The organism is Rhizorhabdus sp. P4_G5 (assembly GCF_056401065.1).
In genome coordinates, this window is sequence record NZ_JBFUKB010000005.1 from 299,938 (window position 1) to 322,988 (window position 23,051).

General features: G+C 60.9%; 20 protein-coding genes. 11 read left to right on the top strand and 9 right to left on the bottom strand.

Annotation, left to right across the window (positions count from 1 at the left end):
* Positions 1–93 precede the first annotated feature (93 nt).
* A complete protein-coding gene (locus AC1DQK_RS11250) occupies positions 94–2,418 on the top strand; it encodes a membrane-bound PQQ-dependent dehydrogenase, glucose/quinate/shikimate family (RefSeq protein WP_477870445.1) in 2,325 nt (774 codons plus the stop codon).
* Positions 2,419–2,435: 17 nt separating this feature from the next.
* Positions 2,436–3,335: a sugar phosphate isomerase/epimerase family protein gene (locus AC1DQK_RS11255; protein ID WP_477870447.1), complete on the top strand. Its 900-nt coding sequence runs from the start codon at positions 2,436–2,438 to the stop codon at positions 3,333–3,335.
* Positions 3,336–3,724: 389 nt separating this feature from the next.
* On the opposite strand, the gene AC1DQK_RS11260 is transcribed toward AC1DQK_RS11255, so the two are convergent.
* Complete coding sequence (locus tag AC1DQK_RS11260) at positions 3,725–4,156, bottom strand: VOC family protein (protein WP_477870449.1); 432 nt, start codon at positions 4,154–4,156, stop codon at positions 3,725–3,727.
* A 37-nt stretch (positions 4,157–4,193) separates the two neighbouring features.
* Positions 4,194–4,586 (bottom strand): nuclear transport factor 2 family protein, encoded by a 393-nt coding sequence (locus AC1DQK_RS11265; RefSeq protein WP_477870451.1) that lies wholly within the window; start codon positions 4,584–4,586, stop codon positions 4,194–4,196.
* Between the two features lie 193 nt (positions 4,587–4,779).
* On the opposite strand from AC1DQK_RS11265, the gene AC1DQK_RS11270 reads away from it, so the two are divergent.
* Positions 4,780–5,490 carry an SDR family NAD(P)-dependent oxidoreductase gene (locus tag AC1DQK_RS11270; RefSeq protein ID WP_477870453.1) on the top strand — a complete coding sequence of 237 codons (711 nt, stop codon included), beginning with the start codon at positions 4,780–4,782 and terminating at the stop codon, positions 5,488–5,490.
* A gap of 76 nt (positions 5,491–5,566) precedes the next feature.
* Positions 5,567–6,358 carry an enoyl-CoA hydratase/isomerase family protein gene (locus AC1DQK_RS11275; RefSeq protein ID WP_477870455.1) on the top strand — a complete coding sequence of 264 codons (792 nt, stop codon included), beginning with the start codon at positions 5,567–5,569 and terminating at the stop codon, positions 6,356–6,358.
* 523 nt (positions 6,359–6,881) lie between these two features.
* Here AC1DQK_RS11275 and AC1DQK_RS11280 read toward each other — a convergent pair.
* Positions 6,882–8,600 carry an FAD-dependent oxidoreductase gene (locus AC1DQK_RS11280; RefSeq protein ID WP_477870457.1) on the bottom strand — a complete coding sequence of 573 codons (1,719 nt, stop codon included), beginning with the start codon at positions 8,598–8,600 and terminating at the stop codon, positions 6,882–6,884.
* Between the two features lie 314 nt (positions 8,601–8,914).
* On the opposite strand from AC1DQK_RS11280, the gene AC1DQK_RS11285 reads away from it, so the two are divergent.
* Positions 8,915–10,210 carry an alcohol dehydrogenase catalytic domain-containing protein gene (locus AC1DQK_RS11285; protein ID WP_477870459.1) on the top strand — a complete coding sequence of 432 codons (1,296 nt, stop codon included), beginning with the start codon at positions 8,915–8,917 and terminating at the stop codon, positions 10,208–10,210.
* A gap of 88 nt (positions 10,211–10,298) precedes the next feature.
* Here AC1DQK_RS11285 and AC1DQK_RS11290 read toward each other — a convergent pair whose 3' ends face one another.
* Positions 10,299–10,541 carry an SDR family NAD(P)-dependent oxidoreductase gene (locus tag AC1DQK_RS11290; RefSeq protein ID WP_477870461.1) on the bottom strand — a complete coding sequence of 81 codons (243 nt, stop codon included), beginning with the start codon at positions 10,539–10,541 and terminating at the stop codon, positions 10,299–10,301.
* Positions 10,542–10,749: 208 nt separating this feature from the next.
* Between AC1DQK_RS11290 and AC1DQK_RS11295 the strand changes: the two genes are divergently transcribed.
* A complete protein-coding gene (locus AC1DQK_RS11295) occupies positions 10,750–11,577 on the top strand; it encodes an SDR family NAD(P)-dependent oxidoreductase (RefSeq protein WP_477870462.1) in 828 nt (275 codons plus the stop codon).
* Positions 11,578–11,870: 293 nt separating this feature from the next.
* Here the strand turns inward: AC1DQK_RS11295 and AC1DQK_RS11300 are convergent, their stop codons facing one another.
* Entirely contained in the window at positions 11,871–13,121 is a 1,251-nt protein-coding gene (locus AC1DQK_RS11300; protein WP_477870463.1) for a cytochrome P450, read from the bottom strand.
* Positions 13,122–13,655: 534 nt separating this feature from the next.
* On the opposite strand from AC1DQK_RS11300, the gene AC1DQK_RS11305 reads away from it, so the two are divergent.
* Together AC1DQK_RS11305 and AC1DQK_RS11310 are read left to right on the top strand one after the other, a co-directional pair.
* Complete coding sequence (locus AC1DQK_RS11305; protein WP_477870464.1) at positions 13,656–14,753, top strand: amidohydrolase family protein; 1,098 nt, start codon at positions 13,656–13,658, stop codon at positions 14,751–14,753.
* Complete coding sequence (locus tag AC1DQK_RS11310; protein ID WP_477870465.1) at positions 14,717–15,307, top strand: amidohydrolase family protein; 591 nt, start codon at positions 14,717–14,719, stop codon at positions 15,305–15,307. Before AC1DQK_RS11305 ends, AC1DQK_RS11310 begins: the two co-directional genes overlap by 37 nt.
* 589 nt (positions 15,308–15,896) lie before the next feature.
* On the opposite strand, the gene AC1DQK_RS11315 is transcribed toward AC1DQK_RS11310, so the two are convergent.
* Positions 15,897–16,454, bottom strand: a complete 558-nt coding sequence (locus tag AC1DQK_RS11315) for a nuclear transport factor 2 family protein (RefSeq protein WP_477870466.1) — start codon at positions 16,452–16,454, stop codon at positions 15,897–15,899.
* Positions 16,455–16,541: 87 nt separating this feature from the next.
* Here AC1DQK_RS11315 and AC1DQK_RS11320 point away from each other — a divergent pair, with 87 nt between their 5' ends.
* Complete coding sequence (locus AC1DQK_RS11320; protein WP_477870467.1) at positions 16,542–17,030, top strand: nuclear transport factor 2 family protein; 489 nt, start codon at positions 16,542–16,544, stop codon at positions 17,028–17,030.
* 279 nt (positions 17,031–17,309) lie between these two features.
* A complete protein-coding gene (locus AC1DQK_RS11325; RefSeq protein WP_477870468.1) occupies positions 17,310–18,176 on the top strand; it encodes an SDR family oxidoreductase in 867 nt (288 codons plus the stop codon).
* A 114-nt stretch (positions 18,177–18,290) separates the two neighbouring features.
* On the opposite strand, the gene AC1DQK_RS11330 is transcribed toward AC1DQK_RS11325, so the two are convergent.
* Positions 18,291–19,163, bottom strand: coding sequence for a VOC family protein (locus AC1DQK_RS11330; RefSeq protein WP_477870469.1), 873 nt, complete (start codon positions 19,161–19,163; stop codon positions 18,291–18,293).
* A gap of 43 nt (positions 19,164–19,206) precedes the next feature.
* The gene (locus AC1DQK_RS11335) at positions 19,207–19,848 is read right to left on the bottom strand and encodes a TetR/AcrR family transcriptional regulator (RefSeq protein WP_477870471.1); all 642 of its coding nucleotides are present in this window, start codon (positions 19,846–19,848) and stop codon (positions 19,207–19,209) included.
* Positions 19,849–19,964: 116 nt separating this feature from the next.
* Between AC1DQK_RS11335 and AC1DQK_RS11340 the strand changes: the two genes are divergently transcribed.
* Positions 19,965–21,704 carry an N-acyl-D-amino-acid deacylase family protein gene (locus tag AC1DQK_RS11340; RefSeq protein WP_477870473.1) on the top strand — a complete coding sequence of 580 codons (1,740 nt, stop codon included), beginning with the start codon at positions 19,965–19,967 and terminating at the stop codon, positions 21,702–21,704.
* An 89-nt stretch (positions 21,705–21,793) separates the two neighbouring features.
* Here AC1DQK_RS11340 and AC1DQK_RS11345 read toward each other — a convergent pair whose 3' ends face one another.
* Positions 21,794–22,987 carry an acyl-CoA dehydrogenase family protein gene (locus tag AC1DQK_RS11345; RefSeq protein ID WP_477870475.1) on the bottom strand — a complete coding sequence of 398 codons (1,194 nt, stop codon included), beginning with the start codon at positions 22,985–22,987 and terminating at the stop codon, positions 21,794–21,796.
* Between the last annotated feature and the right edge of the window lie 64 nt (positions 22,988–23,051).

Below are 23,051 nucleotides of genomic sequence, written 5' to 3' on the forward strand. Positions count from 1 at the left end.
ACGGCAACGAAGACATGGAGGGAATGGGTGGCCGCAAAGAGAAATTCTGGAGGGCGGCCTGTGACGTGGCGATCGCGCCCAGTTTGTTCTGCCATGCTTCTGGTCATTATCGGGCTTGCACTTGTGGCCGGGGGTGTCCAGCTCATGCTGTTGGGCGGATCGTTCTATTACCTCCTATCGGGCGCTTTCCTGCTGGTCTGCGCATGTCTCTTGATCACCAGACCCCGGTACGGCTTCTTCGCCTATGCGGCATTCCTCATCGCCACGGCTGTGTGGGCCGTCGCGGAGGTCGGTGCGGATTTCTGGGGTTTGTTCGCGCGACTTGCAGCGCCGCTCGTGGTCGGCCTCGGCATGGTCTTCGGCGCGATCATCAGGCGCCATGGCTGGTGGCGCACGATGCTCGGGGCTCTCGGCGTCGTGGTGGTTGCCTTCTTCGCACAAGCCGGGCTCGATTCGGTTGGCACGGCCCAGACGCAGGTCAAGGATCTTGCCCGGGCAAAAGGTTCCGACTGGGAAACCTATGCCGGAGATCTCGGCGCGAACCGGCACTCGAGACTTTCGCAGATCACGCCTGCCAATGTCTCGAACCTAGAGCCGTTGTGGACCTACCGGACAGGCGACTTGCCGGGGCCGGCGGATTCCGCCACGGTCTGGACGCAGGAAGTCACGCCGTTGAAGGTCGGCAACAGGCTGTTCATCTGCACCGCGCACTCGCAGGTTCATGCGATCGACGCCGAAACAGGCAAGGGCCTCTGGAAGCACGACCCTCGCGCGACCATCAACTGGGCGCCGCTGCGTGCATGCCGTGGCGTCGCCTACTTCCATGACACGACGGCACCCTTCGCCGCCGCCTGCGCGGAGCGGATCATCTCGGCGACGGTAGATGGGCGTCTTTCGGCGGTCGACGCCACCAATGGCAGGCCGTGCAAGGGCTTTGGCTTGAACGGGATGATCGACCAGCGCGCAGGGCTGGGCGATGTCACACCGGGCTACTATTTCACCACTTCGGCTCCGCTGGTCGTGGGAGATCATGTCATCATTGGCGCCCAGGTGCTCGATGGCGGCACGATCGGCGAGCCGTCCGGCGTCATCCGTTCGTTCAACGCCCGCACCGGTAAGCTCGACTGGGCTTGGGATCTCGGCGCACCCGACCGGAAAGACGGTGAGAACTACACACGCGGCACGCCCAATGCGTGGGCTCCGCTGACGGCTGATGCGCAGCTCGGCCTGGTCTTTGTCCCGCTCGGAAACCCCACGCCCGATTTCTTCGCGTCCTATCGCACGCCGGCGATGGAGAAGTTCGGTTCGGCCCTCGTCGCGCTCGACGTGGCAACGGGCAAGCTGCGGTGGAGCTTCCAGACCACGCACCATGATATCTGGGACCAGGACATACCCGTTCAACCGAGCCTCTTCGAACTCGAGACGCCCGAGGGCAGGGTTCCCGCTCTCGTCCAGCCCACCAAGCGCGGCGAACTGTTCGTTCTTGATCGGCGCACCGGAAAACCGCTGCTCCCGATAGAGGAACGTCCTGCTCCACAAGGCGCCGTCAGGGGAGATTTCACCGCGCCAACGCAGCCCTATTCGATCGGCATGCCGAGTCTGCTTTTGCCCTATCGCCTGAGTGAAGCGACAACCTGGGGCGTGACGCCAATCGACCAGATGCTCTGCCGTATCCGTTTTCGGCAATTGCGCTACGAAGGGCCGCTAACACCGCCTTCGGTTCAGGGTTCGCTGTCCTATCCCGGGAGCGCCGGAATCGTCAGTTGGGGCGGCGTGTCGATCGATCGCGATCGTCATCTTCTTGTGGTCAATACCACCCACTCGCCGTTCGTCACACGGCTGATACCCCGCGCGGAAGCGGATAGGATGGGCCTCAGCACGCCACCCAATACCGGTGCGAACGGGGGAAGCCGGGGCAGCAGCGAGGCCATGAAGAGTGGGGCCAAGGCAGGGCATCCGCAGTTCGGTACGCCTTATGCCGCGCAGGCGCTGCCATTTCTGTCACCACTTGGCGTACCGTGCATGGCTCCGCCATGGGGAAGGATTACTGGAATCGATCTCAGCACGCGCAAGGTTTCCTGGCAGCGTCCGTTCGGTACCTCGCGTGATACCGGTCCGCTGGGCCTGCGCACCGGCCTGCCGCTGCCAATCGGAGTCCCGGCTGCTGGAGGGCCGATCACCACGGCAAGCGGACTTACCTTCATCGCCGCGGCGCAGGATCGGTTCCTTCGTGCGATCGAAACGACGACCGGGCGAGAGCTCTGGCGCGGACGTCTCCCTGCCGGCGGGCAGGCAACGCCGATGACCTACGTCTCTGCTCCGTCAGGCCGGCAAATCGTCGTCGTCTCCGCCGGTGGCCACGGTGGACTCAATACCGAGCCGGGCGACTACATCGTCGCCTATACGTTGAAGCAATAGGTCGAGCCGACCGGCCAATGTCCCGCGAGGATCCTGGAGATCTCATGCAGCCGAACGAACCGGACCTCAGGATTTCGCTCGAGCACATGACCGTGCTGGGCATGTCGACGGAGCAGATTATCGCCACGGGCGAGGAGCTGAGAGTCGATCACGTCAGCCTGATCCTAGATACCGGGCCTTATGACCTCGGCGTGAAATCGTTTCTCGCCAATCCCGAAATGACGGCCGAGACGGCTCGAAGGCTGGAATCCAGTCCACTGAGCGTCCATGTCACCGAAGGCTTTCTGCTCGAGCCGGAGACCAACTTCGATCGCCTCGCGCGATTGCTCGACGTGACCGCCGCACTCGGAACCGGGATGGCGGTGGTCATGGTCATCGATCCCGACCAGGTGCGCGCGGCAGCCAGCCTTGCAAAGCTTTGCGAGATGGCGCGGCCCCTGGGGATCATAATGTCCGTTGAATTCGTCGCGACGACGCCGGTTGCCGGCCTTGGCGAGGCCCGCCAGCTAGTATTGCAATCGCAGGCGCAGAACGCGGCTATTTCCTGCGACATCCTGCACCTCGTCAGATCAGGGGGTGCTCCGGCAGACATCCAGGCTTTCGAATTTCCATTCGGCGCTGCGCAGCTTTGCGATGGGCCTGCAGTCCTTGCGCGGGACCAGTGGGATATGGAGGGCATCGCCGGTCGCCTCGTGCCGGGGGAGGGCGATTTTCCGGTCGTCCAATTCCTTGCCGCGCTTCCGCCGGAAGTGGTCGTCGGTGTGGAAGTCCCGATGGGCATCGAGCCTGGACCAGACCTGATTTCCGCCGCCGCGCGCAGCGTCGCTGCTGCACGAAGGCTGAGTCCGCGCCTTGCCAAAATTGATCCGGGGGCGACCGCCATGCCGGTCCAATCCCATACAACCAATCCTGATTGAAGGTCGAACGATGGACCACACCACCGAAACGAGTCTCGCCGGCGTCTCCTTGCTCATCTAGCTGCAGGCACGACCGGCTCAGCAGATGAGTTCATGAACGCTCCGATCATCATCACGCGTTCGAAGGACGGCTCAAGGCCTTCCTGAATGTTTGCCGGCATCGCGGTGCAATGGTCTGTCGGAAAACTACAGCGGAAGGCGGACTCGCTTTACAGGACTATGCCGCCAGCAAGGCCATCCAGCGCGGCCTTGCCACTGGAGCACAGAGCGAGATCATATTTGGCCACAACGAGCTCGGCGTTCAGCTCTTCCATCGAAGTCTGGACGTGCAAGGGGCGTAAGCAGAGCTTCTAGGAACTTCCCACGCGGCGGGCGCCACCCTTTGGTGCTTATGATCGGGCAGCTGCGCCGCCGGTCTCGCCAAGGAAATTCAGTTCGAGCAGAACGCCGTTCGGATCTCTGACGAAAAGCTGGGCGAGCGGTATCTCCGGGATCGCATTTTCCCGCCAGCCAATGTCCATCTGGCGGAACCGTTCGATGAAGACCGCCATCTCAGAACAATCGAGCGCCACATGGTGTATCGCGCCGCTACCCGTCCTTGCCACGACCGGCGTACCGTCATCGTCAGGATATCGTGAGCTTAGAGCCCCAACATGGATGACCGGCATCCCGTTGTCGTCGCGCAGCCAGCCGCCTTGCGCCGATGGCTCGGGCTCGATCATGCCGGTGGCCTTCAGGCCCAGGGCATCGGTGTAGAATTTCAGCGTTGCCATGACGTCGGCCACGCGCAGGTTGATGTGGTCAACTCCCTTGATACCCATCGGCTGAATCCTCGTCCCGTACCGAATACGCCCGGCTTCAGACTATCGAAGTCTCGTCGAAGTAGGCATGCATGCGCACGATCAACCCGCTCTCGTCCACCTCGACGATCTCGATGACGCGCATCGCGACCGGAGCGCTTCCCGCCGCCGTCAGCCTGGCGGTAAACAGCATCGCAGCCGATCCGGCGTTGGCAGCAATGTGCTCGACGGTGATTGCCACGCCCAGCGCCGCTCCTTGCTCCCAGAACGCGCGCAGTGCGGCGTGGCCCGTGATCGGGGGCGTGCCGACCGGATCCTCGAAACTGGCTTCAGGCGCGAACAGCGCCAAGCGCGCGTCGATGTCGCCATTGCTGAAGGTGTCGACATAGGCAAGCGCCGCTTTACGCGCGCGGTCTTCGGCGCCGGTTCGCCGATCGAGGGCGGTTTTCACGAACATCTCTCGCAATGTCATACCGGCTGCCGTCCTACTTATCTTCCAGCGATATTAGAGGTGCGATGGCTTGACAACCTCCTCCATTCAGACGAGCCCACGACCTAACGTCCCTTAGTCTAATCAGACGTATGTCCGGATTTGCTGCGCGGCCTACCTGGGAGGCACCAAGAACATGGGGAGATAGCTGGATATGATGCCCAAGGCTGTAATCACTGGAGGTGCCAGGCCCGACGGCATCGGCTGGGCAACCGCGCTCGCCTTCGCGGCGAAAGGCTATGATGTGCTCGTTACGGGTGCCACCGAGGCCGAAGTCGCCGGCGCTGACAAGCATCCTCACATCACCGCACATGTTCTCGACGTTCGCGACGACGAGGCCGTGCGTGCCATATTCAACGGCCTTGATCGGCTGGATGCGCTGGTAAACTGTGCCGGGGCCGCGGATCCGCAAGCCGAGTATACCGCCGATGGTTTTGCGCGGATCGTCGATATCAACCTGACCGGTACGCACCGTTGCTGCCTCGCTGCGCGCGAACTCCTTGCCGCATCTAAGGGCTCCATCGTCAACGTCGGTTCGATCTACTCGACTTTCGGCAGCGGCATCACGCCGGGTTATTCGGCCAGCAAGGGTGCCGTAGTTCAGCTTACGCGATCTCTGGCTGTTGCATGGGGCCCGGACATCAGGGTCAATGCAGTAGCGCCGGGCTGGATCAGGACCGGCATGGCGGCGTCCGTGTTCGACGACCAAGCGTGGGCAGCCAAGCTGATGGAGCGGCTGCCGCTTAGCCGTTTCGGGATACCTTCGGAACTTGCTGATCCCATCGTCTTCCTGTGCTCGCCGGAGGCGCGCTACATCTCCGGCGTTCTATTGCCTGTAGATGGCGGCTACATCGTGCAGGGCTGATCACCTACGCTTTACCCCCGTAATACGGGTGGGCGGAGCAGTGAATGAGGCCAGCGATTTTGGCAAAGGTGCGGGAATGAACTTCGATCATTACCCCCGGGAGCTGCATGTGGAGCGCGTGGACGGCGTCTTGACCGCAACGATCAACAACCCGGCGGAACTCAATGCGGTAAATGAGGCCATCGATGATGCCTTGCCTGATCTTTTCGTCGATGCCGATCGTGATCCGGAGACGCGGGTACTCGTGCTGACAGGAGCAGGCAGGGCTTTCTGCGCTGGAGGCAGCCTTTCCATGATGCAGTCCGGACTCGACAGCCTCGATGGCTTCATGGCTGGTTACAAGAACGGCAAACGCATGCTCCAATCGATGATCGAATGCGACAAGCCGATAATAGCCAAGGTCAACGGCGATGCCATTGGCTTAGGTGCTACGCTGGCGCTGTTCGCGGATGTGACGATTGCTGCGGAGGAAGCCCGCTTCTGTGATCCGCACGTCAAGGTCGGGCTGGTCGCCGGCGATGGTGGCTCGATCATCTGGCCGGCGAACATGGGTTATGCCCTCGCCAAGTACTTCCTTCTGACCGGTGAAATGGTTTCCGCACGCGAGGCCCAGGCCATGGGCCTGATTGCCAAGGTTACGACACGGGACGAACTCGATGCCGAAACCGACCGGATCGCGCGAAAGCTGGCCAAGGGTGCACAGCAGGCGATCCGCTTCACAAAGCGGGTGATCAACATTCCCCTGCGTCGCGCTTTCGTGGAAATGGCTGATGCCGGTTTCGCCCTCGAAGCCATATCGAGCCGACACCATGATCACGGCGAAGGCTGCAACGCCTTTCTCGAAAAGCGGAAGCCCGTGTTTGAATAGGTCGCTGATTGCCCACAAGCCGGACGGACATTGCGCAAGCGGTATAAGTGAGATGTCCGGAAGACGTAGTCTCGGTCCTGGGTATTGGTGGCTTCGGCATGGTTGTGCCCGTCGGCTCGGTTTTGGACGCCGCCTCGTCATCGGATATGTGAGTGAGGGCGCGCTTGAAAGCTGCCGGAATGCTCTGGAACAGGAAGGGTATCGCGTCACCGCGCAGCAGGTGGACGTAACGAGCCGCGCCTCGGTGGAAGCGTTGGACGATCCCTATGTGAGCGGGCAGCCTCCGCATGGCGGCTGGCGCCCAAGGATATCGCAAACGCCCGAACTTGGCGGAACGATGCCTACGACGACGCCATGAGATCTCGGATGAGATCGCGATCGGGACAGTGTCTATCCGACACGGCTTCAGCGCACCGATGCCGGGCACGAAGCGGGGCTATGCAAATGCCCATGCGGGCGCGAACGTAAACCTGCTGCACCGCCCGCGAGATCCATTCCGATCTCGCGGGCGGTGGCAAGATAATCAGTCGGGCGCGAGATTTCCCGCACGTAGCGCTATATGCTCGGCCGCGAGCATCCCGAACACCATGGCCGGCCCGAGCGTTCCGCCCGCCCCGGGATAGGAATCATAGGTCACTGCGCCCGAGACGTTGCCGGTTGCGTAGAGCCCTTCGATCGGCGAGCCGTTCGCGCCGAGCACATTGCCCACTTCGTTGGTCTTGAGTCCGCCCTTCGTCCCGATATCGCCGAGATCGACGGGAATGGCATAGAATGGCGCCGTCTCGATCTTTCCGAGGCACGGATTGGGCTTGTTGCGAGGATCGCCGAAGAACAGATCGTACGGATTGTCTCCGCGCTGGAAATCCTCGTCGACGCCGCTTTGCGCAAAGCCATTCATCCGCTGCACGCTTTTCGCAAGAGCATCCGCCGGGACGCCGATCTTTTGCGCAAGCCCGGTGATGGTGCCTGCCTTGAACAGGACATTATCCCACCACTCGTTCGGAATAAGCGCGTCGGGCTGGATCACCGGCGGCATCATGGCACCAATCGGATAGCGCCAGCGGGCGGTCGCGTCGAAAACCAGCCAGCACGGCATATTCGCCCCGCTGCGCTTGTTTTCCTCGATCATCTCCGCGCCAAAATCGTTGTACGAAATCGCTTCGTTCACGAAGCGCTCGCCCTTCCGGTTGACGCACATGGTGTGCGGATAGCCCCGCTCCATGAAGAACGCGGCGCGCATGTCCACGTTGTTGAAGCCGGGCGCCGGAACGCGCATCGTGGGAACCCACCAGGCCTGGTCGAGGAACTCCGTATCGGCGCCGATCGCCTGGCCGGCGACAAGCGCGTCGCCGGTGTTGTTCTGTCCTGGCGTCAGCGAATGGTCGACTGGCATGGACACGGGCAGGTACTTGTCGCGCAAGCCTTGATTCTTGTCGAACCCTCCCGACGCAACGATCACCCCCTTGCTTGCCCGGATCTCGATCTGGTTGCCGCGCTGGATCGCGTTGACGCCGAGGACACGGCCCGAGTCCTCGATGAAGCCGACAAGACGCGTGTTCAGCAGCAACGGAATGTTGCGATCCATCATGGCCTTGCGCAACCCGCCGATCATGGCGTTGCCGGTCGTCAGGCGGCGATCGCGACGGCTGCGGAAGCGGAATGGCAGATCAAGCCAGTAGCGGAAGAACAGCTTCGCTGCGGTCGTCCACCATGCGCCAGTTCTGCGGATGAGTGGTCCCATCTCGGTAAGGTCGATCTGCATCCGGCCGAGCACTTTGTGCGTGGGATGGGGTTCGCGCATCCGAAATAGCTCGTCTCCGAGCACACTTGCATCGAAGGGCAGGGGCATCATCGTGCGCCCTCCCGATGTCATCGCGCCCGGAAGCCACGGCAGATAGTCGGAATAGCCGGGGACACTAAAATATCCGACGTTCCACTTGGCCAGTTCGTCCAGTGTGCGAGGCGCAGTGTCGATGTAGGACTGGAGCTTTTCTTCCGGCACCATGCCCTTGGTGCACTGGCGCATGTATTCCAGCGCCTGTTCCCTGCTGTCCTTATCCGCGATTGCTGGATTGTTTGGAATCCAGATTCCTCCGCCCGAAACCGCGCTGGTGCCGCCAAAGCGGTCGGCTTTCTCGATCAGGACGGTTTTCAGCCCGAGATCATGCGCGCGCAGGGCGGAAACCATGCCCCCAGCACCTGAGCCGACCACAACAACGTCGCACTCAATTGTCTTCGACATGCAGCCCATTTCCCTGTGTTGCCAAACCGCGCCGGAGCGTCAGAACCCCGGACACGAATTCAACGATCTCTCGCGCAGGTCTTGCAAGGCCTGGCATCTTGTCCCGAAGCTAGGGCCCGGACCCTTAGACTAGTTGCCGGGTGGTGGCGAGGCCTCGTCCGCTCGGACGACTATTGTGTCTGGGTAAATTGTTATGAGGGAAGGTGCTGATGCCTATCCGGACGGCTTGAGAGTTTTGAGCCGACGAGCAGGATGGCTGCGTCACCGAGCGCCCTCGGCTCGACGACGACATTGACTTGCGACGCCTGCCTTCCATGCTGATGACAACTCCTCCGGCGCAGTACGCTGGTGAAGGCCATGCTGGTAAACCGGTGTTGTTCTGCGTGCCGAATTCCCAGTCAGGCAATCTGTGGCGATTTTGCTGGGAGATGGATAGTCTGCTAGGACGATGCCGAGCTAGCCGCTTTCATGAACACCCAAGCCCCATAATGTGCCTGGATAGCGGAGCGTTCGCGCTGGCGCGGATGACCAGAAATCGGGCGCGTCATAAGAATTGTCACGAAGCGACCTCTCTAGCTTCAAGGGTTTTGCTTTTTATGTACCGTGCAGCCGTATTCGAAGAGGCTGGCCGACCGCTGGCCATCAAGAACTTGCCCGATCTTCCGGTTGGCGAGGGGCAGCTTCTGGTAAAGGTTCACCGCTGCGGCATCTGCGGAAGCGATCTGCACATGACCCAAGGGCACGGATACACCGTGGATTCAGGGACCGTTCTCGGCCACGAATTCACAGGCGAAGTCGTTGAGGTTGGCAAGAACGAAACCCGCTTCGGCAAGGGTGACGTGATCGTGGCCATGCCTATTTCTGGCTGTGGCAAGTGCGGTCCCTGCCTGATGGGAGAACCCGCCTACTGCGATAATATTTCATATCTTTTTGGCGGTTACGCGGAATATGCGCTCGTGGGAGCCAGCACTGCGAGCACGCTGCCTAGTCGTCTCTCGGCCGCCGACGGCGCATTGACGGAACCATTGGCAGTCGCTTTGCATGGAATGGCGATGGCGGGCATCGAGCCAGGTAGCCGCGTGCTGGTCCAAGGCGCGGGGCCTATCGGTCTCGCAGCGTTGTTCTGGGCGCGTCGGTTCGGCGCAGGTGTAGTCGACATGATCGAAGGCGCCCCTGTTCGCGCTGAAATCGCGCGCAGGATGGGGGCCGACAACGTCAGTCCGCCACAGTCGCAGGATGAGCAATCGTTCCTGAGCCGCGATCCGGCAAAGCTTTACGACGTTGTTGTCGAGTGCGTGGGGCGTCCTGGAATGCTCAGTCAGTCGATCGGACATGTAAAGCGTCGCGGCACCATCGTTTCGCTTGGCTATTGCTTCATGGCCGACACTATCGTTCCGGCCTTTGCCGGCGGACGGGAAGCCAAACTGCTGTTTCCTCAGCTTTATACGATGAAGGAGTTTCGCTGGGCGCTCGAAGTGCTTAACCAAGGCGCCGTCGAGCCTCGCGCAATGGTTACGCAAACTGTGTCGCTGGATGGTTTGCCGACGGCGTTCGACGGACTTCGTGGTAATCCGGAGCAGTGCAAGGTAATCGTCGATCTGTCCACCTAGCCGCTAAGCCAGTGTTCGTTGAGGCTTTCGCCGCCTGGTAGAAGAAGGGGGTGGGCTTGGCGACGATATTGGCACTGTGGAAGGCAGATCAGTCGTCAAGTGCCCGATGCTGTGCCTTCACGTCGGTACGCTGGAAGAAAGCCCTGCCGCCTGCGGCCTCGACCAAGGCCACGGTTTCCTCACCGTCCCGTTCGCGGCCGCTGCTGACCACCACGCTTCCTCCGGCGCGGCCGAACATAACGATCGTCGCACGTCCTATCCCGCTCGTGGCGCCAGTTGCCAGTGCGACCTTTCCGCGGAAATTATATGTAACTGCGATTCCATCAAACACCCCTTCTCTGTTTGATCTGTCCAGAGGGCGTCCTGATACTTATCCTCGGCGCATACTGGTCTTCGACCGCGATGTGTTTAGGCTCGTTGCGCGAAACAGGTTCTTTTCGAAAATTAGCCTATGCGAACTCAATGCGGCTATTTTCCCGAACGGACGATGTGCGTCGGTCGAGGCCCGCTAGAGTGCTGCTTGCACACTGCGGGAGAGTATGATGAACAGGACGGGAAGAGTAGCGAACAAGGTCGCTATCGTCACCGGTGCCGGTCTGAACGAGCGCGGGCTTAATATCGGAGGGGCGACAGCCCGGCTACTCGCGCGCGAAGGCGCCTCTGTCCTTGTGGGAACAAGAACGGCCGCCGACGCGGAACGCTTGGTTGACTCCATCCGAGCCGATGGAGGCATTGCCCATTGGTGCATTCTCGATCAGGGTGACGAGTTGTCGATCCGTGCGATGATCGACCGATGCATCGAGCTATTCGGCGTGCTTGACATCCTGATCAATAATGCGGTGGCGGTGCTTCCGGACGATACGACCCTGCAGGACACCTCGATCGCGACCTGGGAACGAACATTCGCCGTGAACGCGCGGGGGACTTTCCTGGCATCGCAATTGGCCCTGCCTCATATGCTGGCCCGCGGCGGGGGGGCAATTGTCAATGTTTCATCTGGGTCGGCAATGGCGGGAGACACGACCCGTATCGCCTATGGATCTTCCAAGGCCGCGATCAACACGCTGACCAAGTACATTGCCACCCAGTACGGCAAGAGGAACATTCGCTGTAATGCTATCCTCCCTGGCCTGGTATTGTCTTCTAAGGCGAAGCGCGATGTACCGCCTGAAGCGTTGCGCATTTTCGAGAAGCAGACTCTGACCCCTTATCTGGGCGATCCTGATCATATCGGCTGGCTCGCGCTTTTCCTTGCCTCCGACGAAGCCGCGTTCATTCAGGGAGCTGTGATACCTGCGGACGGCGGGCTGCTGCAGCACCAGACTTACAGCGCCGACATGTCTGAATTGATGGGCACCGCCGGCTGAACGCGTCCCTGGGAGAGGAGACGGAGACCAAGTCCGCATCCCGCTGCCAGCTCCCACAGCCAATCGCCTTCGCCAGCTGTCCGGTATTGCCGGTAAATGGAATTCAGCCGCGGGGGAGGGGTAGAATGCCGCCGTTTGCGCAAGCTCTTCAACGCGCCCGAGCCTTCCAAGAGCTATTGACTCGCGTTTGGAGTGCGAGGGGCGGCCAGCGTAGATTACGCTATTCAGTGAACCGGCCGGGCCCTCTGCCGACGGAGTGTGGACCGCCTCGTGCTAAGTCAGGCGAGATCTGATTATGATGGGCGAACCATGAGTTCGTTGAGGCAACTGACATTCGACTTGCGGACCAAAGGATCCCGGGCCAGCACCAGCCTCGGCAACTTGGTGGCTACTCCGCGGAAAATAGCCTGCGCTTCCTGTCGCGCCAACTGATTGCCCAGACAGAAGTGCGGGCCGGCGGCGAACGCAACGTGCCGATTTTCAGAGCGAGTTATATCGAAGGCATCCGGATTTGCGAACACGGAGGCATCGCGGTTCGCCGCATTCAATTGCATCATGACCGGGCAGCCCTTGGGAATGACGGCTCCTGCAATGTGAACATCCTCGGTTGCGACGCGGGTCAGTGAGCGAGCTGCCGGACTGCAGAAGCGCAACATCTCCTCGACGGCAGAAGGAACGAGTTCCGGATTGGCCCGGAGGAGATCGTACTGGTCGGGATGCGTCAGAAGCGCGTGCATGCCATTGCACACAAGGTTCGCGGTCGTCTCGTGACCTGCCTCGATCAGCATCTGCAAGGAGCCGAGCATCTCGAGTTCGCTGAGTTGCTCGCCTTCACATTCGGCGCGCGCGAGGACAGAGACGAGATCCTCGCCCGGATTGCGTTTAGCTTTGTCGACCAGCTCTTTGAAATAGGTATAAAAATTGCGATGAGCGGCGAGTACCTCGGCGGATTCATCAGCGGAAAGATCGGTGCGGTTGGTGTTGCGGACCACAACGTCGCTCCAGGCGCTCCACAGCGAGTGATCCTCGAAGGGTACGCCCATAAGCTCGCAGATTATCCTCTCGGGCAATGGGAAGGCAATCTGTTGCCGAAAATCAAACATCTCCAAGCCGCTGACAGAAGCGACAAGCTCATCGGCAATTGCTTGCACCCGGGGCTGCCAGGCGGCAACGCGCGTCGGTTTGAATGCCACTTCAAGGATCTGCCTAACGCGGCGGTGTGCCGGCTCATCGAGATTAATCAGCATGTTTACCCAAGCCTGGCGGGCAATCTCGACCTCCTCATCAACCGATCCGGCGGCGTCATGTGCTCCGGATTCGAGGCGAGCACCTTCCGCGCGGCTCAACCGCCGGTCACGGTAGCCTCCGACGATGTCCTCGAAGCGTGTCAGCATCACCACGCCTCCGATGTCGGTGGCCGGATCATTTTGCTGCAACCAGCGGAATATCTGGAACGGCTCCGCCACGGACGACTGGTCATCGTAAATTTGCCGAGCGGCCAATCGGGCAGCTTCTGGCGTCAGGTCTGCAGAGCTGTCCGTCATGTTGCAACTTTCTCGAGAGGGGCGAGCAAGAATTACGGAGTGCCGCCATTCGCGACGGTGCCGGCGGCGGTGTGCTTGAATGCCGATCGGCAAACGTGGGTATATGCGGTCGGCTTCGACTCACACGTCCGGTCGGACGAGGCATGGATGGCGGCACGCATACCGGAAGCGTGGTCGCCAATCGCAAACCAGGCGGCGAGAGGACGGGGTTTGGTGCGGAACCCTCCAAATGGAACACGGCTTGGCTATGTCGAAAGCTATTGGTGGGGCGGCAACGATGCGGAGCCCCAGAGTTCGACACAACTGGGCATTTATCGGCATGATCGCGGGCGCAAGCTTTTGGGTGTGGACACGAGTCTAGGGTGATGGTCGCCGACCTTCCATTCAACCCTAAATGGCTCCTCCGCTGAACGGAGCCGGCGCTTCGGATGGTTAGTCCAATGGGACGATTGCGGTGTCCGGTTTCTGCGAGATGAGAGATCATCCGATTTTCGAGTTTGAAGTGTTTGGAGAATCTCCGTGCCGCAAGAGCAAATGGAAAGCGCAGTTATCAAGGGCGGTCTCGTTGTCGATGGAACCGGGTCTCCGGCTTATCCGGCCGATGTGCGGATCGCGGACGGACGCATTGTAGAAGTCGGGCCTGATCTCGAACCCGGAGCCGACACGGTCTACGACGCGACCGGATGCTACGTCACGCCGGGATTCATCGACACGCACACCCACTATGACGCTTCGCTGTTCTGGGATCCGTCCTGCGACCCTATCGTGCAGCATGGCGTGACGACGATCCTGATCGGCAACTGCGGGTTGAGCCTCGCTCCCGTTCGCAAGGATCGTGTGAGCGATCTCGTCGTTCTGTTCAGCTATATTGAGGATCTGCCGCGCGATGTTTTCCAGGCGGAAGTCCCTTGGACTTGGGAAACCTACCCGGAATATGCGCGCGAAATGCAGAAACGCGACTGGGGGGTGAACATCGCCTCGCTGGTCAGCCACTCGCTGTTGCGGATTTACGAGATCGGCGACGAAGCCTGGAAGCGTTCGTCCGCCCCCGAGGAGACCTCTCGCATCGCACTTGCCTATGCCGAGGCTATGAAAGCGGGGGCTTTCGGTGTCTCGACGTCGCGCTTCGATCGCAGCCCCGCCGGCGAACTGGTTCCCAGCTTTTACAGTGATGCGGCCGAATTCGAAGCGTTGTTCGAGGAGAGCGCAAAGGGTCGCGGCATTGTGCAGATCATCCCGGATGTTGGTGATATCGACCAGCAGGAGAAGGACCTGCGTGAGATGGGCGACTACTCTGCACGCCATGGGGGAGTGCCCGTCATTTCGAACGGCATCTATGATCGGCCCGACATTCCCAGCTACGGACCGAAACTGGTCGAAGTAGGCAAGGATATCCAGGCCAAGGGTGGGAATTTCTACTATTTGGCGTCGCCGCGATCGATCGAGTTGGGTATCAATTTCCGTCAGTGTTTCAATTTCATCTACGTTCCGGCGTGGAACAATCTTGTGCAGTCCGACGTGCCCGATGAGGAAAAAAAGCGCCGCCTGGCGGATCCGGAATGGCGCGCGCAAGCGGTCTTTTCCGGATTACGGAGGTGGGCAAGCCGGAGTACGAAAAATATCTGGCACTGACGTTCGACTATGTGCTCGACCTTCGTCCAGGCCACCCTTCCGATCAGCTGGCCGACTGGGTCCTCGACAATGATCTCAAGGCGGAGTTCGTATATCCTTTCACGAATACCGACGCTGCCAAAGTGGGTGAGTTGCTCGGATCACAGGTGAGCCTCATCAGTGGCAGTGACGCTGGTGCGCACATCAGCAGCTTCGATGGTGCCGGCGATGCGACTCTGGTGTTGACGCGGCATGTCCGGGATCGCGGTGACCTCACGCTGGAAAATGCGGTCAAGAAGTTGACCAAAGACCAGGCCGACCTCATCGGAATCAAGGACCGCGGTGAGATCAGGGTTGGCGCATTCGCCGATATCGCAGTGTTCGATTTGGCAAAGCTACACTGGGATCCCGAGAAAAAGGTCAATGACATTCCAGGCGGACTGTCACGCTTCCGGCGTCCCGCCGGCGGTTTCCGCTATACCTTCATCAACGGCGTGCTCGCCCAGGAGAACGGTGAATTGACCGGCGTGCTGCCGGCGCGGTTCCTTACCGCGGACGACCGCATCTCCGCCTGAATCTGATGCCTGGGGCTGGGTCACGAGATTGTACGTGGTGTCAGTTGCCGGGCTCGGTTGAGCCGCATGATCGCCAGTTCGCGTAGCAAATAGGGGTGAATCTTGTGCCCGAGTGCCGGTTTTGACGGGCTCGGGCTGTGGTAAATCTGTTCGGTCGCCATCTTCATCATCGGTGTGGCGACGTGCTACCGACCGATCCTGGTGCCCTCCTGCCGAAGAAGATCCCGCAGCAACTCCCTCCATGGCTCGAAAACGCAAAGGCCCGGGAGCAAACCCGGGCCTTCTTTCTGGCGCTTTTCGGCAACTGTGGCGGCGTTACCGCACGATCTTGCCCTCCATACCGAAGATCGCCGTCATGGCCAGTACGCCCGCCGACGCAACGCCGCCCCTTCGAATGTCTCGAATGGCATGTGGGGCCCGATCGCACCGAACGACACGGGCGCGCGGAAAACGCTGATGTAGACGGCGCAGACACAGCCCGCAATTGCCTCGGCAGCGCGGCTGCCCCCATGAGGCCTTGTCTGCTCGATTTCCCCGGGAAATCGCGGCGAGGCGCCGCGTGATGCGCGGTTGTTCTATCCGGATATTCTCATCGGTGTACGGGCGTGACCGCAATCCTCCTGAGCACTATGTTCTTTATCTTCCAGCTTTCGCCGACAAGCGCGTAGGTATCGTGATAATGACCGTAGCCGGTGAAACCCCCGATCGGGCGCCCGACAGGATAGCGGATCACATCGGTCATGGCCCAGACGGCCGTGATTTCGCGTGGTGATCCGATCTTCATTTCAGGCATATGCCCATGGTGGACGGTGACGACCCCGTCCAGGGCCATTTCGACTGCGCCCCGTATGGCTGCGCGCGATGTGAGGAGCCAGGCGTCGGCATTGCCGACATCCATGCCCAGCTGCTGCATCGCCGCGGCCTCGCCCCGCATGTCCATGACCGCGTCTTCGGCGAAGAGATCTTCCCATTCATCCCAGCGCTTCTCGTCCATAAGCCGGAAGTAGCGCGCCTTGAGAATGGACACGGCTTCCATCGCTTCCGCCTCGTCAAGGCGTCGGGCCAGGGCATCGATGGTGGAAATCGTCATGAGTTTTTCCTGCACTTCCAAACTATGGAGGCTATTGGCGGTGCAGGGCAGCGCCATCGTCCGTAAAGACGACGGCAGGCGTGCGCGAAGCGTGGATGTGACGCACGAGGCTCAATGCATTTTCAGCCACAAGGATCGAACCCGATGTCTTCAAGGCCTGACCTCGATTCACGAATGCGCCGCCTGGAAGATGCGCGGGCCATCCGCGAACTGAAGGCCCGTTACTTCCGCCACATGGACCTGCGCGAATGGAGCGCCCTGCGTGACGTGTTCACCGCCGATGCCGTCATGGACATGCGCGGCGCGAGCGACGAATTGAAGGCCTCGGGCGTCAATGCCGATCCCGAAACCCTTGTCATCGCAAAGCGCGACACCATCGTCTCGACCATGGAGGGATCGCTCTTCGGCATCGCCACGGTACACCACGGGCACATGCCCGAAATCACTTTCGTCTCCGATGACGAGGCCAAGGGAATCTGGCCCATGGAGGATACTCTGATCTTCCCGAAGGGTGCGCAGGTGCGCCGCTTGCACGGTTTCGGGCATTATCACGAAACCTATCGGCGCGAGCAGGACGGGTGCTGGCGGATCAGCCACCTTCGGTTCACGCGCCTGCACGTCGAGATCGAATGATATAGAGGGGGTGGCGCACGACCTCACGCTCGCAGGAGACCGTCGCTTTCCTGCTCCAGGTCATCGGCTCCGGCGACGTGAAGCCTCTGCATGCTAATTCGCGGGCAGTCGGGCTGGCTGGCTTTGACCGGCCTATCGTGCATCATCCCTGCGCCGGTCCTCCCAGGTAAACGCCGCAGATGCATGTCTGGATGGACGATGAAACTGCACGGTTTCGCTGTTTGGTAGTCGAATGCGATGTCGAGGCACCCAGCCATCATTGTCACAGGAGGATCACATATGACCAACCATAACGAAATGGTCGCCATCGTTACCGGAGCGACCTCTGGCGTAGGTTTCGAGACTGCCTTGGCACTTGCGGGCGCAGGTATGCGCGTGATCGCGCTTGGCCGAAATGACGAGCGGATCGCGGGCAGCAGCGCGCGAATCCTTTCGCTGGTGCCCGAAGCCCGCATGGATTGGGTCAACGCAGACTTCGCTTCACTGCGGCAGGTCGCAGGGGCTTCGCGGAGGATCCTTGAGCTTACCGATCGGATAGACGTGTTGGTCAACAATGCTGGAAACCAGCTCGACCGCCGGCTGATGAGCGGCGACGGCTTCGAGATGACCTGGCAGGTCAACCATCTCGCGCCATTCCTGATGACGCAGCAACTGCTGCCGCGTTTGAGCGAAAGGGCCGGTGCGCAGGTGATCACGCTTTCATCGATCGGCCACACCATGATTCCGGACATGGTCTGGGAAGATCTGCAGGGCCAGGACTCGTTTTCCCCCCTTACGGCCTATTGCCAGAGCAAGCTGGCCAATGTGCTGTTCACGCGGGAGCTGGCCAGGCGGAGCGCGGAATCTGGCCTTGTCGCCAGTGCCGTCCATCCAGGACTTGTGGCGTCGGACTTCGCGAACAAGGGCGGTGAGCATGTCAGGAGCTACTATGCCAAGGCTGAGGAGGAGGGCCACGCGCTTACCTCGCAGCAGGGCGCTGACACGGTGATCTGGCTTGCGCTCGACGATCGCCGAGGAAACCCGTCAGGCGGCTATTTCTGTGAACGGGCGCGCGTTGAACCTTCGTCGGCGGCGCTTGATGAGGCTTCGGCGCAGCGTCTGTGGACCTTGTCGGAGCAGCAGGTAGCGGAATATCTCGAGGTTTGAGGCGCTTTTTGGGGGAGGGCGGGACCGGAAGCTACCCGTGCCCCGGTGATTGCGCCGCGGCACGGGCCCGTGATGGCCCGTGCCGGCAGCATCTCCGCAGCCGGAAATGGCGCTTCAGGACAGGAATCTGTGACCCCAGTCGCTGCCGCGGGTGGTCTCGAACACCACGTTCTCTTCCCAGTTCATCTTCTTACCGCCGGTGCCGTATTCCAGCGAGAATCCACCGGGGGTCAGCATGTAGAACGATGTCATGTTGTCGTTCACATGACGGCCCAGCGTGGCCGTCAGCTTCACGCCATGCTCCTCGACCCGATCGAGGCAGCGGCCGACGTCATCCAGCGTCGCAACCTCGAGCATGATATGAATGCAGCCTCCCGGAATGGGCAACTCGCCCAGCGCGAGGCTGTGCTGGCGCGGGTTGCGACAGTGGAAGAAATGGACCTGCGCGTTGCCGGCAGGGGTAGGCACATTGAGAATATCGGACAGGCCGAAGCCGTGCTTCAGCCAGAACTCGGCCTCCGCCTTGAAATCGTTGGTGGCAGTGAGCACCACATGGCCTACACCCATCCCCTCGGTTATGAAGCTGGAGACGCCGATCGGGGACGTGAATGGCTTGAAATCCGAGATCGGGCCCCATGCCACCTCATGGCTGTGTCCTTCCGGATCGCGGAAAGTGAAATAAGCCTGCACATGGCGCAGGCGCGCACCGCCTTCGTCGCCATCGGCCACGTCAACCCCCACGTCGAGCAGTTCCTGCCTTGCCGCTGCAAATTCGGCGGGCGTGTTCACCAGCCATCCGCTCGCGAGCAAGCCATTGGCGTGGCCGGGAAGAACGGCGATCCGGAAGGCGCGTGGATCGATCTTGAGATAGAGAATCCCGTTATCCCCGTCCGAAGTCATCGTGCCGAGGACGCGCTCGGCATAGTGCCGCCACGCCTCGACATCCGGCGCGCCGACCAGAAGATACCCAAGTTCAGCAATGTTCACGATCCACTCCTCGCTCGCGTCGCTATCGACACCGTCGAGGACCCTATTTGTCGCGACGCGGCGGGTAATCGTCCGAAGAGACATCGATCGGCTGCATCGCCTTCAAGGCGATCCTTGCGAGCGCTGACGCCGCTGTCTCGTCATCTACTGGACCGTCGGGGAAAAACCATGCGTCGAGCAGGACCGCCGAAGCGACCATGCCGAACGCGTAACGCACGAAAAGCCGCGGCTCCACGTCCGCGCCGGATCTTGGATCCTTATGGAACAGGCGCAGACGCTTTTCGGACAGCGCGAAATATTCGTCCAGAGCATGTGCAAGACCCCCCTCGGCTTCGCCGCTCGATTTCACCARCGCGTGGAGAAACGATGCGTTGTTCTTCAGAAAGCGATAGAGCTTGTAAACCACGATCTGGTTTCGACCGTCGAGGCCGGCCTCGTCCGTGTCGAGGCTCTGCAGAAATGCCGAGAAGTCCTTCGTGAAGGGCTGGATGACGGCCTCCTCGAACAGGTTTGCCTTTGAACCGAAGTTGCCGAAGATCAGGTGCTCAGCCACGCCCGCCTTTTTCGCGATGGCGCGAGTAGTGGCGCCGCCGATGCCGGAAAGTGCGAATTCGGTGCGCGCGGCGACGGTGATCAGGTCCCTGATCTCGGTTGAACTGCGTCGGGCGCGGGGGGCACTTGTCATGCCCATGGTCCGCTCGAGCGACTTTCGCTTGCAAGGTGCCGTAGGCTCGGTGTAAGATAGCAGGCACTATTTAACATGATCCACCTTTGTGTGAGACATGGTTTGGGAGAATGGCAGTGGCAACCACTTATCAACTCGCGGTTCGTGGAGGAACCATCGTCGATGGCACCGGCAGGCCACCGTTTCGTGCCGACATCGGTATTCGCGATGGCATCATTGTTGCACTCGGCACTGTCGAAGGCACTGCCGACGAGGAGATCGATGCGACAGGGCTGAGCGTGACCCCGGGCTTCGTCGACGTCCACACACATTATGATGGGCAGATAACCTGGGAAAATCGCATGGTTCCGTCATCGAACCACGGTGTCACCACGGTCGTCATGGGCAATTGCGGCGTTGGCTTTGCGCCGTGCCGCGACGGTGACGAAGACCTGATGATACGACTGATGGAAGGAGTCGAGGACATTCCCGAAGTCGTCATGGCGAAGGGCGTACCATTCAATTGGACCACTTTCCCCGATTATCTTGATGCTATCGCGTCGCGCGAAAGCGACGTAGACTTCGCGGCCCAGATCCCCCATTCACCGCTCCGCGTCTTCGTGATGGGGCAGCGTGGGACGGACCTTGAGCCGCCGACCGACGCGGACCTCGAGCAAATGCGCAAGCTGGTGACCGAGGCGATCAACGCAGGCGCGCTTGGGGTATCGACTTCGCGCAACCTGTTCCATCGCTTCCGGTCGGGCAAGCTGGCGCCCAGCGTGAAGTCGGAAAGGCAGGAGTTCCTGGCTCTCGCCGCCGCATTGAAGGACGCGGGGAAGGGCGTGTTCCAGATGATCCCCGACATCGATGGCGAGGCTGAAAGCGAGATCGACCTATTCGATGCAATTCTCGCAGAATCGGGGAGTCCGCTCAACTTCAGCCTGATCAACACGCCGATGAAGCCTGGCAATTGGCAGAAATACATCGATTTCATCCGCGGCGCTCGCGAACGGGGATTGAAAGTCCATGGCCAGTTCCTGCCGCGGTCGATGGGCGTGCTGTTCGGCCTGGACCTTAGTTTCCACCCCTTTTGTCTCCATCCCAGCTATCGCCCTATCGCCGATCTGCCTCTCGAGGAGAAGGTGGCGATCATGCGCGATCCCGCGTTCCGGGAGCGTCTGCTTTCCGAGCAGCCCGACGATCCCAATCCCTCCTTCGTCGGGCTCGTAACCATGCCCCTGCATCTCTATCGTGTGCAGCAGCCGGCAGATTATGATTTTGCTTCGGAGGATAGCCTGCAGGCCGAGGCGGCGCGAACCGGGCGCGACCTTCGCGATGTGATCTACGACGCCTTGCTGGAGGATGATGGCCGCGCGATCATCTGCGCATATGGCACCGAGGCGAACGAAACCATCGCCAAGACAGCCGAGCTGATCGGCGAGGACGGCATGGTCGTTGCCTTGGGTGATGGTGGCGCCCACTACGCGATGATATGCGATGGTGCCTATCCCTCCTATCTTCTGGCTAATCGCCTGGGGAAGGAAGGTCTCGATCTCGCAACGATCATCAAGTCATTGACCAGCCAGCCGGCGGCTTCGGTGGGCCTGTTTGATAGGGGCCGCATTGCAGCAGGATACAAGGCTGACCTCAACCTGATCGACCCGGATCGGATTGTGCTGCATCGACCTGTGATCGAGCGGAGCCTTCCGGCGGGGGGCAAGCGACTTGCCCAGATCTCGGAAGGATATGTTGCCACGATCGTGAGCGGCGTCGTCACCTATCGCAGCGGAGCTGCCACGGGTGCCTTGCCGGGGCGGCTGGTCCGCGGTGCGCAGCAGTCCGTGAAGGTCGCCGATCTGGAAATCGCCGACGCCTGAGCGCCACGACGGCAGGCTTGGAACGAACAGCCCGGCGATCCTCACTTGGGATCGCCGGGCTGTTGATGCTGCAGCGTGCAGCGTTGATGTCAGAGCAGGATGTCGTTGACTTCACCGCCCATAAGCAGATCGCCGTAGATGCGGCCGTAATTGCGGAACTGAGCAGCAGCATGCTGGCGACCAGTCAACATGTTGCGGTAGATGCGGCCGAGGTTCGAACGATCGTAGACGCCGCCGCCGCCCGCGCAGGTCAGCATGCCCTCGGCCAGCTTGACGCAGCGTTCGGCAACGCTCGCGCTCTGGAAGCGCATCATGTGGCGCATCTCGATCGGCGGCATTTCACCACGCTCGGCATATTCGCTCATGATTTCAAAGTTGGCGAACATGGACTTCCTCATCTCGTCGATGCCGGCCTCGGCGGCGGCAACGGCCAACTGGGCATCCGGATCCTTTGAGACTTTGCTGCCCATGAAGAGCTTGCCCTTGGCATATTCCTTGAAAAGTTCGGTCATGTGCCGCAGCGCACCGATCTGGCCCGACGTGATGCCGCGCATGAAGACGAGCATGAACGGCATGCGGAACAGCGGGCCGTCGTTCCACTTGATGCCAGGGCTGGTGCCGTAATGGCCGTCGCTGAGCTTGTGCGAGCGATAATCGGGAATGAACGCGTTCTCTACGACGATATCCTGGCTCCCCGTCGCGGCAAGACCGGTGGTATGCCATGTATCGACGATCTTCGCGTCTGAACGCGGGAGCAGGAAGGCGCGGTAGTCGGCCGGATCGCCGTCCACGAACCCGCCGAGGAACGTCCAGTCGCAATGGTCGCAACCACTGGAGTAAGACCAGCGTCCGGACATCTCGAAGCCGCCGTCCACGGTCTTGGCTATGCCGCCCGGCATGTAGGGCGAGGCAATCAGAATCGAGGTATCCTCGCCCCACACGTCCTGAGAGGCTCGATCGTCGAGAAGGCCCATGTGCAGGTTGTGCAGGCCGATCACGCCATAGATCCAGGCGACCGACATGTCGCCTTCGGCAAGGGCCATTTGCACTTCGGCGAAGGCCCGCTGGCCAAGCTCGTAGCCGCCCCAGCGCTTGGGTTGGAGTACCCGGAAAAGGCCTGCTTCGTTCATCCGCCGCACGGTATCGGGATCGACGCGCCGGTTGACCTCGTCGGTCGGCGCGCGTTCGCGCATAAGCGGGATCAACTCGCGTGTGCGGGCGACAAGTTCCTTCGTTGTGGGGATTTCGCTCGAAGCCATCACATTCACTGTTGCGGATGACATTGCAGTTTTCCCTTCAATCCATACTCTTGGTTAGTGACTATGCCCCTGCGATGGCGGCGGCATA

Excerpts from the sequence above, each read along its gene's own strand:
- AC1DQK_RS11280 (WP_477870457.1), bottom strand. The coding sequence starts at position 8,600 with ATGTCGAAGACAATTGAGTGCGACGTTGTTGTGGTCGGCTCAGGTGCT.
- AC1DQK_RS11275 (WP_477870455.1), top strand. The coding sequence starts at position 5,567 with ATGAACTTCGATCATTACCCCCGGGAGCTGCATGTGGAGCGCGTGGAC.
- AC1DQK_RS11305 (WP_477870464.1), top strand. The coding sequence starts at position 13,656 with ATGGAAAGCGCAGTTATCAAGGGCGGTCTCGTTGTCGATGGAACCGGG.
- AC1DQK_RS11250 (WP_477870445.1), top strand. The coding sequence starts at position 94 with ATGCTTCTGGTCATTATCGGGCTTGCACTTGTGGCCGGGGGTGTCCAG.
- AC1DQK_RS11260 (WP_477870449.1), bottom strand. The coding sequence starts at position 4,156 with ATGGGTATCAAGGGAGTTGACCACATCAACCTGCGCGTGGCCGACGTC.
- AC1DQK_RS11325 (WP_477870468.1), top strand. The coding sequence starts at position 17,310 with ATGACCAACCATAACGAAATGGTCGCCATCGTTACCGGAGCGACCTCT.
- AC1DQK_RS11285 (WP_477870459.1), top strand. The coding sequence starts at position 8,915 with ATGCTGATGACAACTCCTCCGGCGCAGTACGCTGGTGAAGGCCATGCT.
- AC1DQK_RS11345 (WP_477870475.1), bottom strand. The coding sequence starts at position 22,987 with ATGTCATCCGCAACAGTGAATGTGATGGCTTCGAGCGAAATCCCCACA.
- AC1DQK_RS11300 (WP_477870463.1), bottom strand. The coding sequence starts at position 13,121 with ATGACGGACAGCTCTGCAGACCTGACGCCAGAAGCTGCCCGATTGGCC.
- AC1DQK_RS11295 (WP_477870462.1), top strand. The coding sequence starts at position 10,750 with ATGATGAACAGGACGGGAAGAGTAGCGAACAAGGTCGCTATCGTCACC.
- AC1DQK_RS11320 (WP_477870467.1), top strand. The coding sequence starts at position 16,542 with ATGTCTTCAAGGCCTGACCTCGATTCACGAATGCGCCGCCTGGAAGAT.
- AC1DQK_RS11315 (WP_477870466.1), bottom strand. The coding sequence starts at position 16,454 with ATGGCGCTGCCCTGCACCGCCAATAGCCTCCATAGTTTGGAAGTGCAG.
- AC1DQK_RS11270 (WP_477870453.1), top strand. The coding sequence starts at position 4,780 with ATGATGCCCAAGGCTGTAATCACTGGAGGTGCCAGGCCCGACGGCATC.
- AC1DQK_RS11255 (WP_477870447.1), top strand. The coding sequence starts at position 2,436 with ATGTCCCGCGAGGATCCTGGAGATCTCATGCAGCCGAACGAACCGGAC.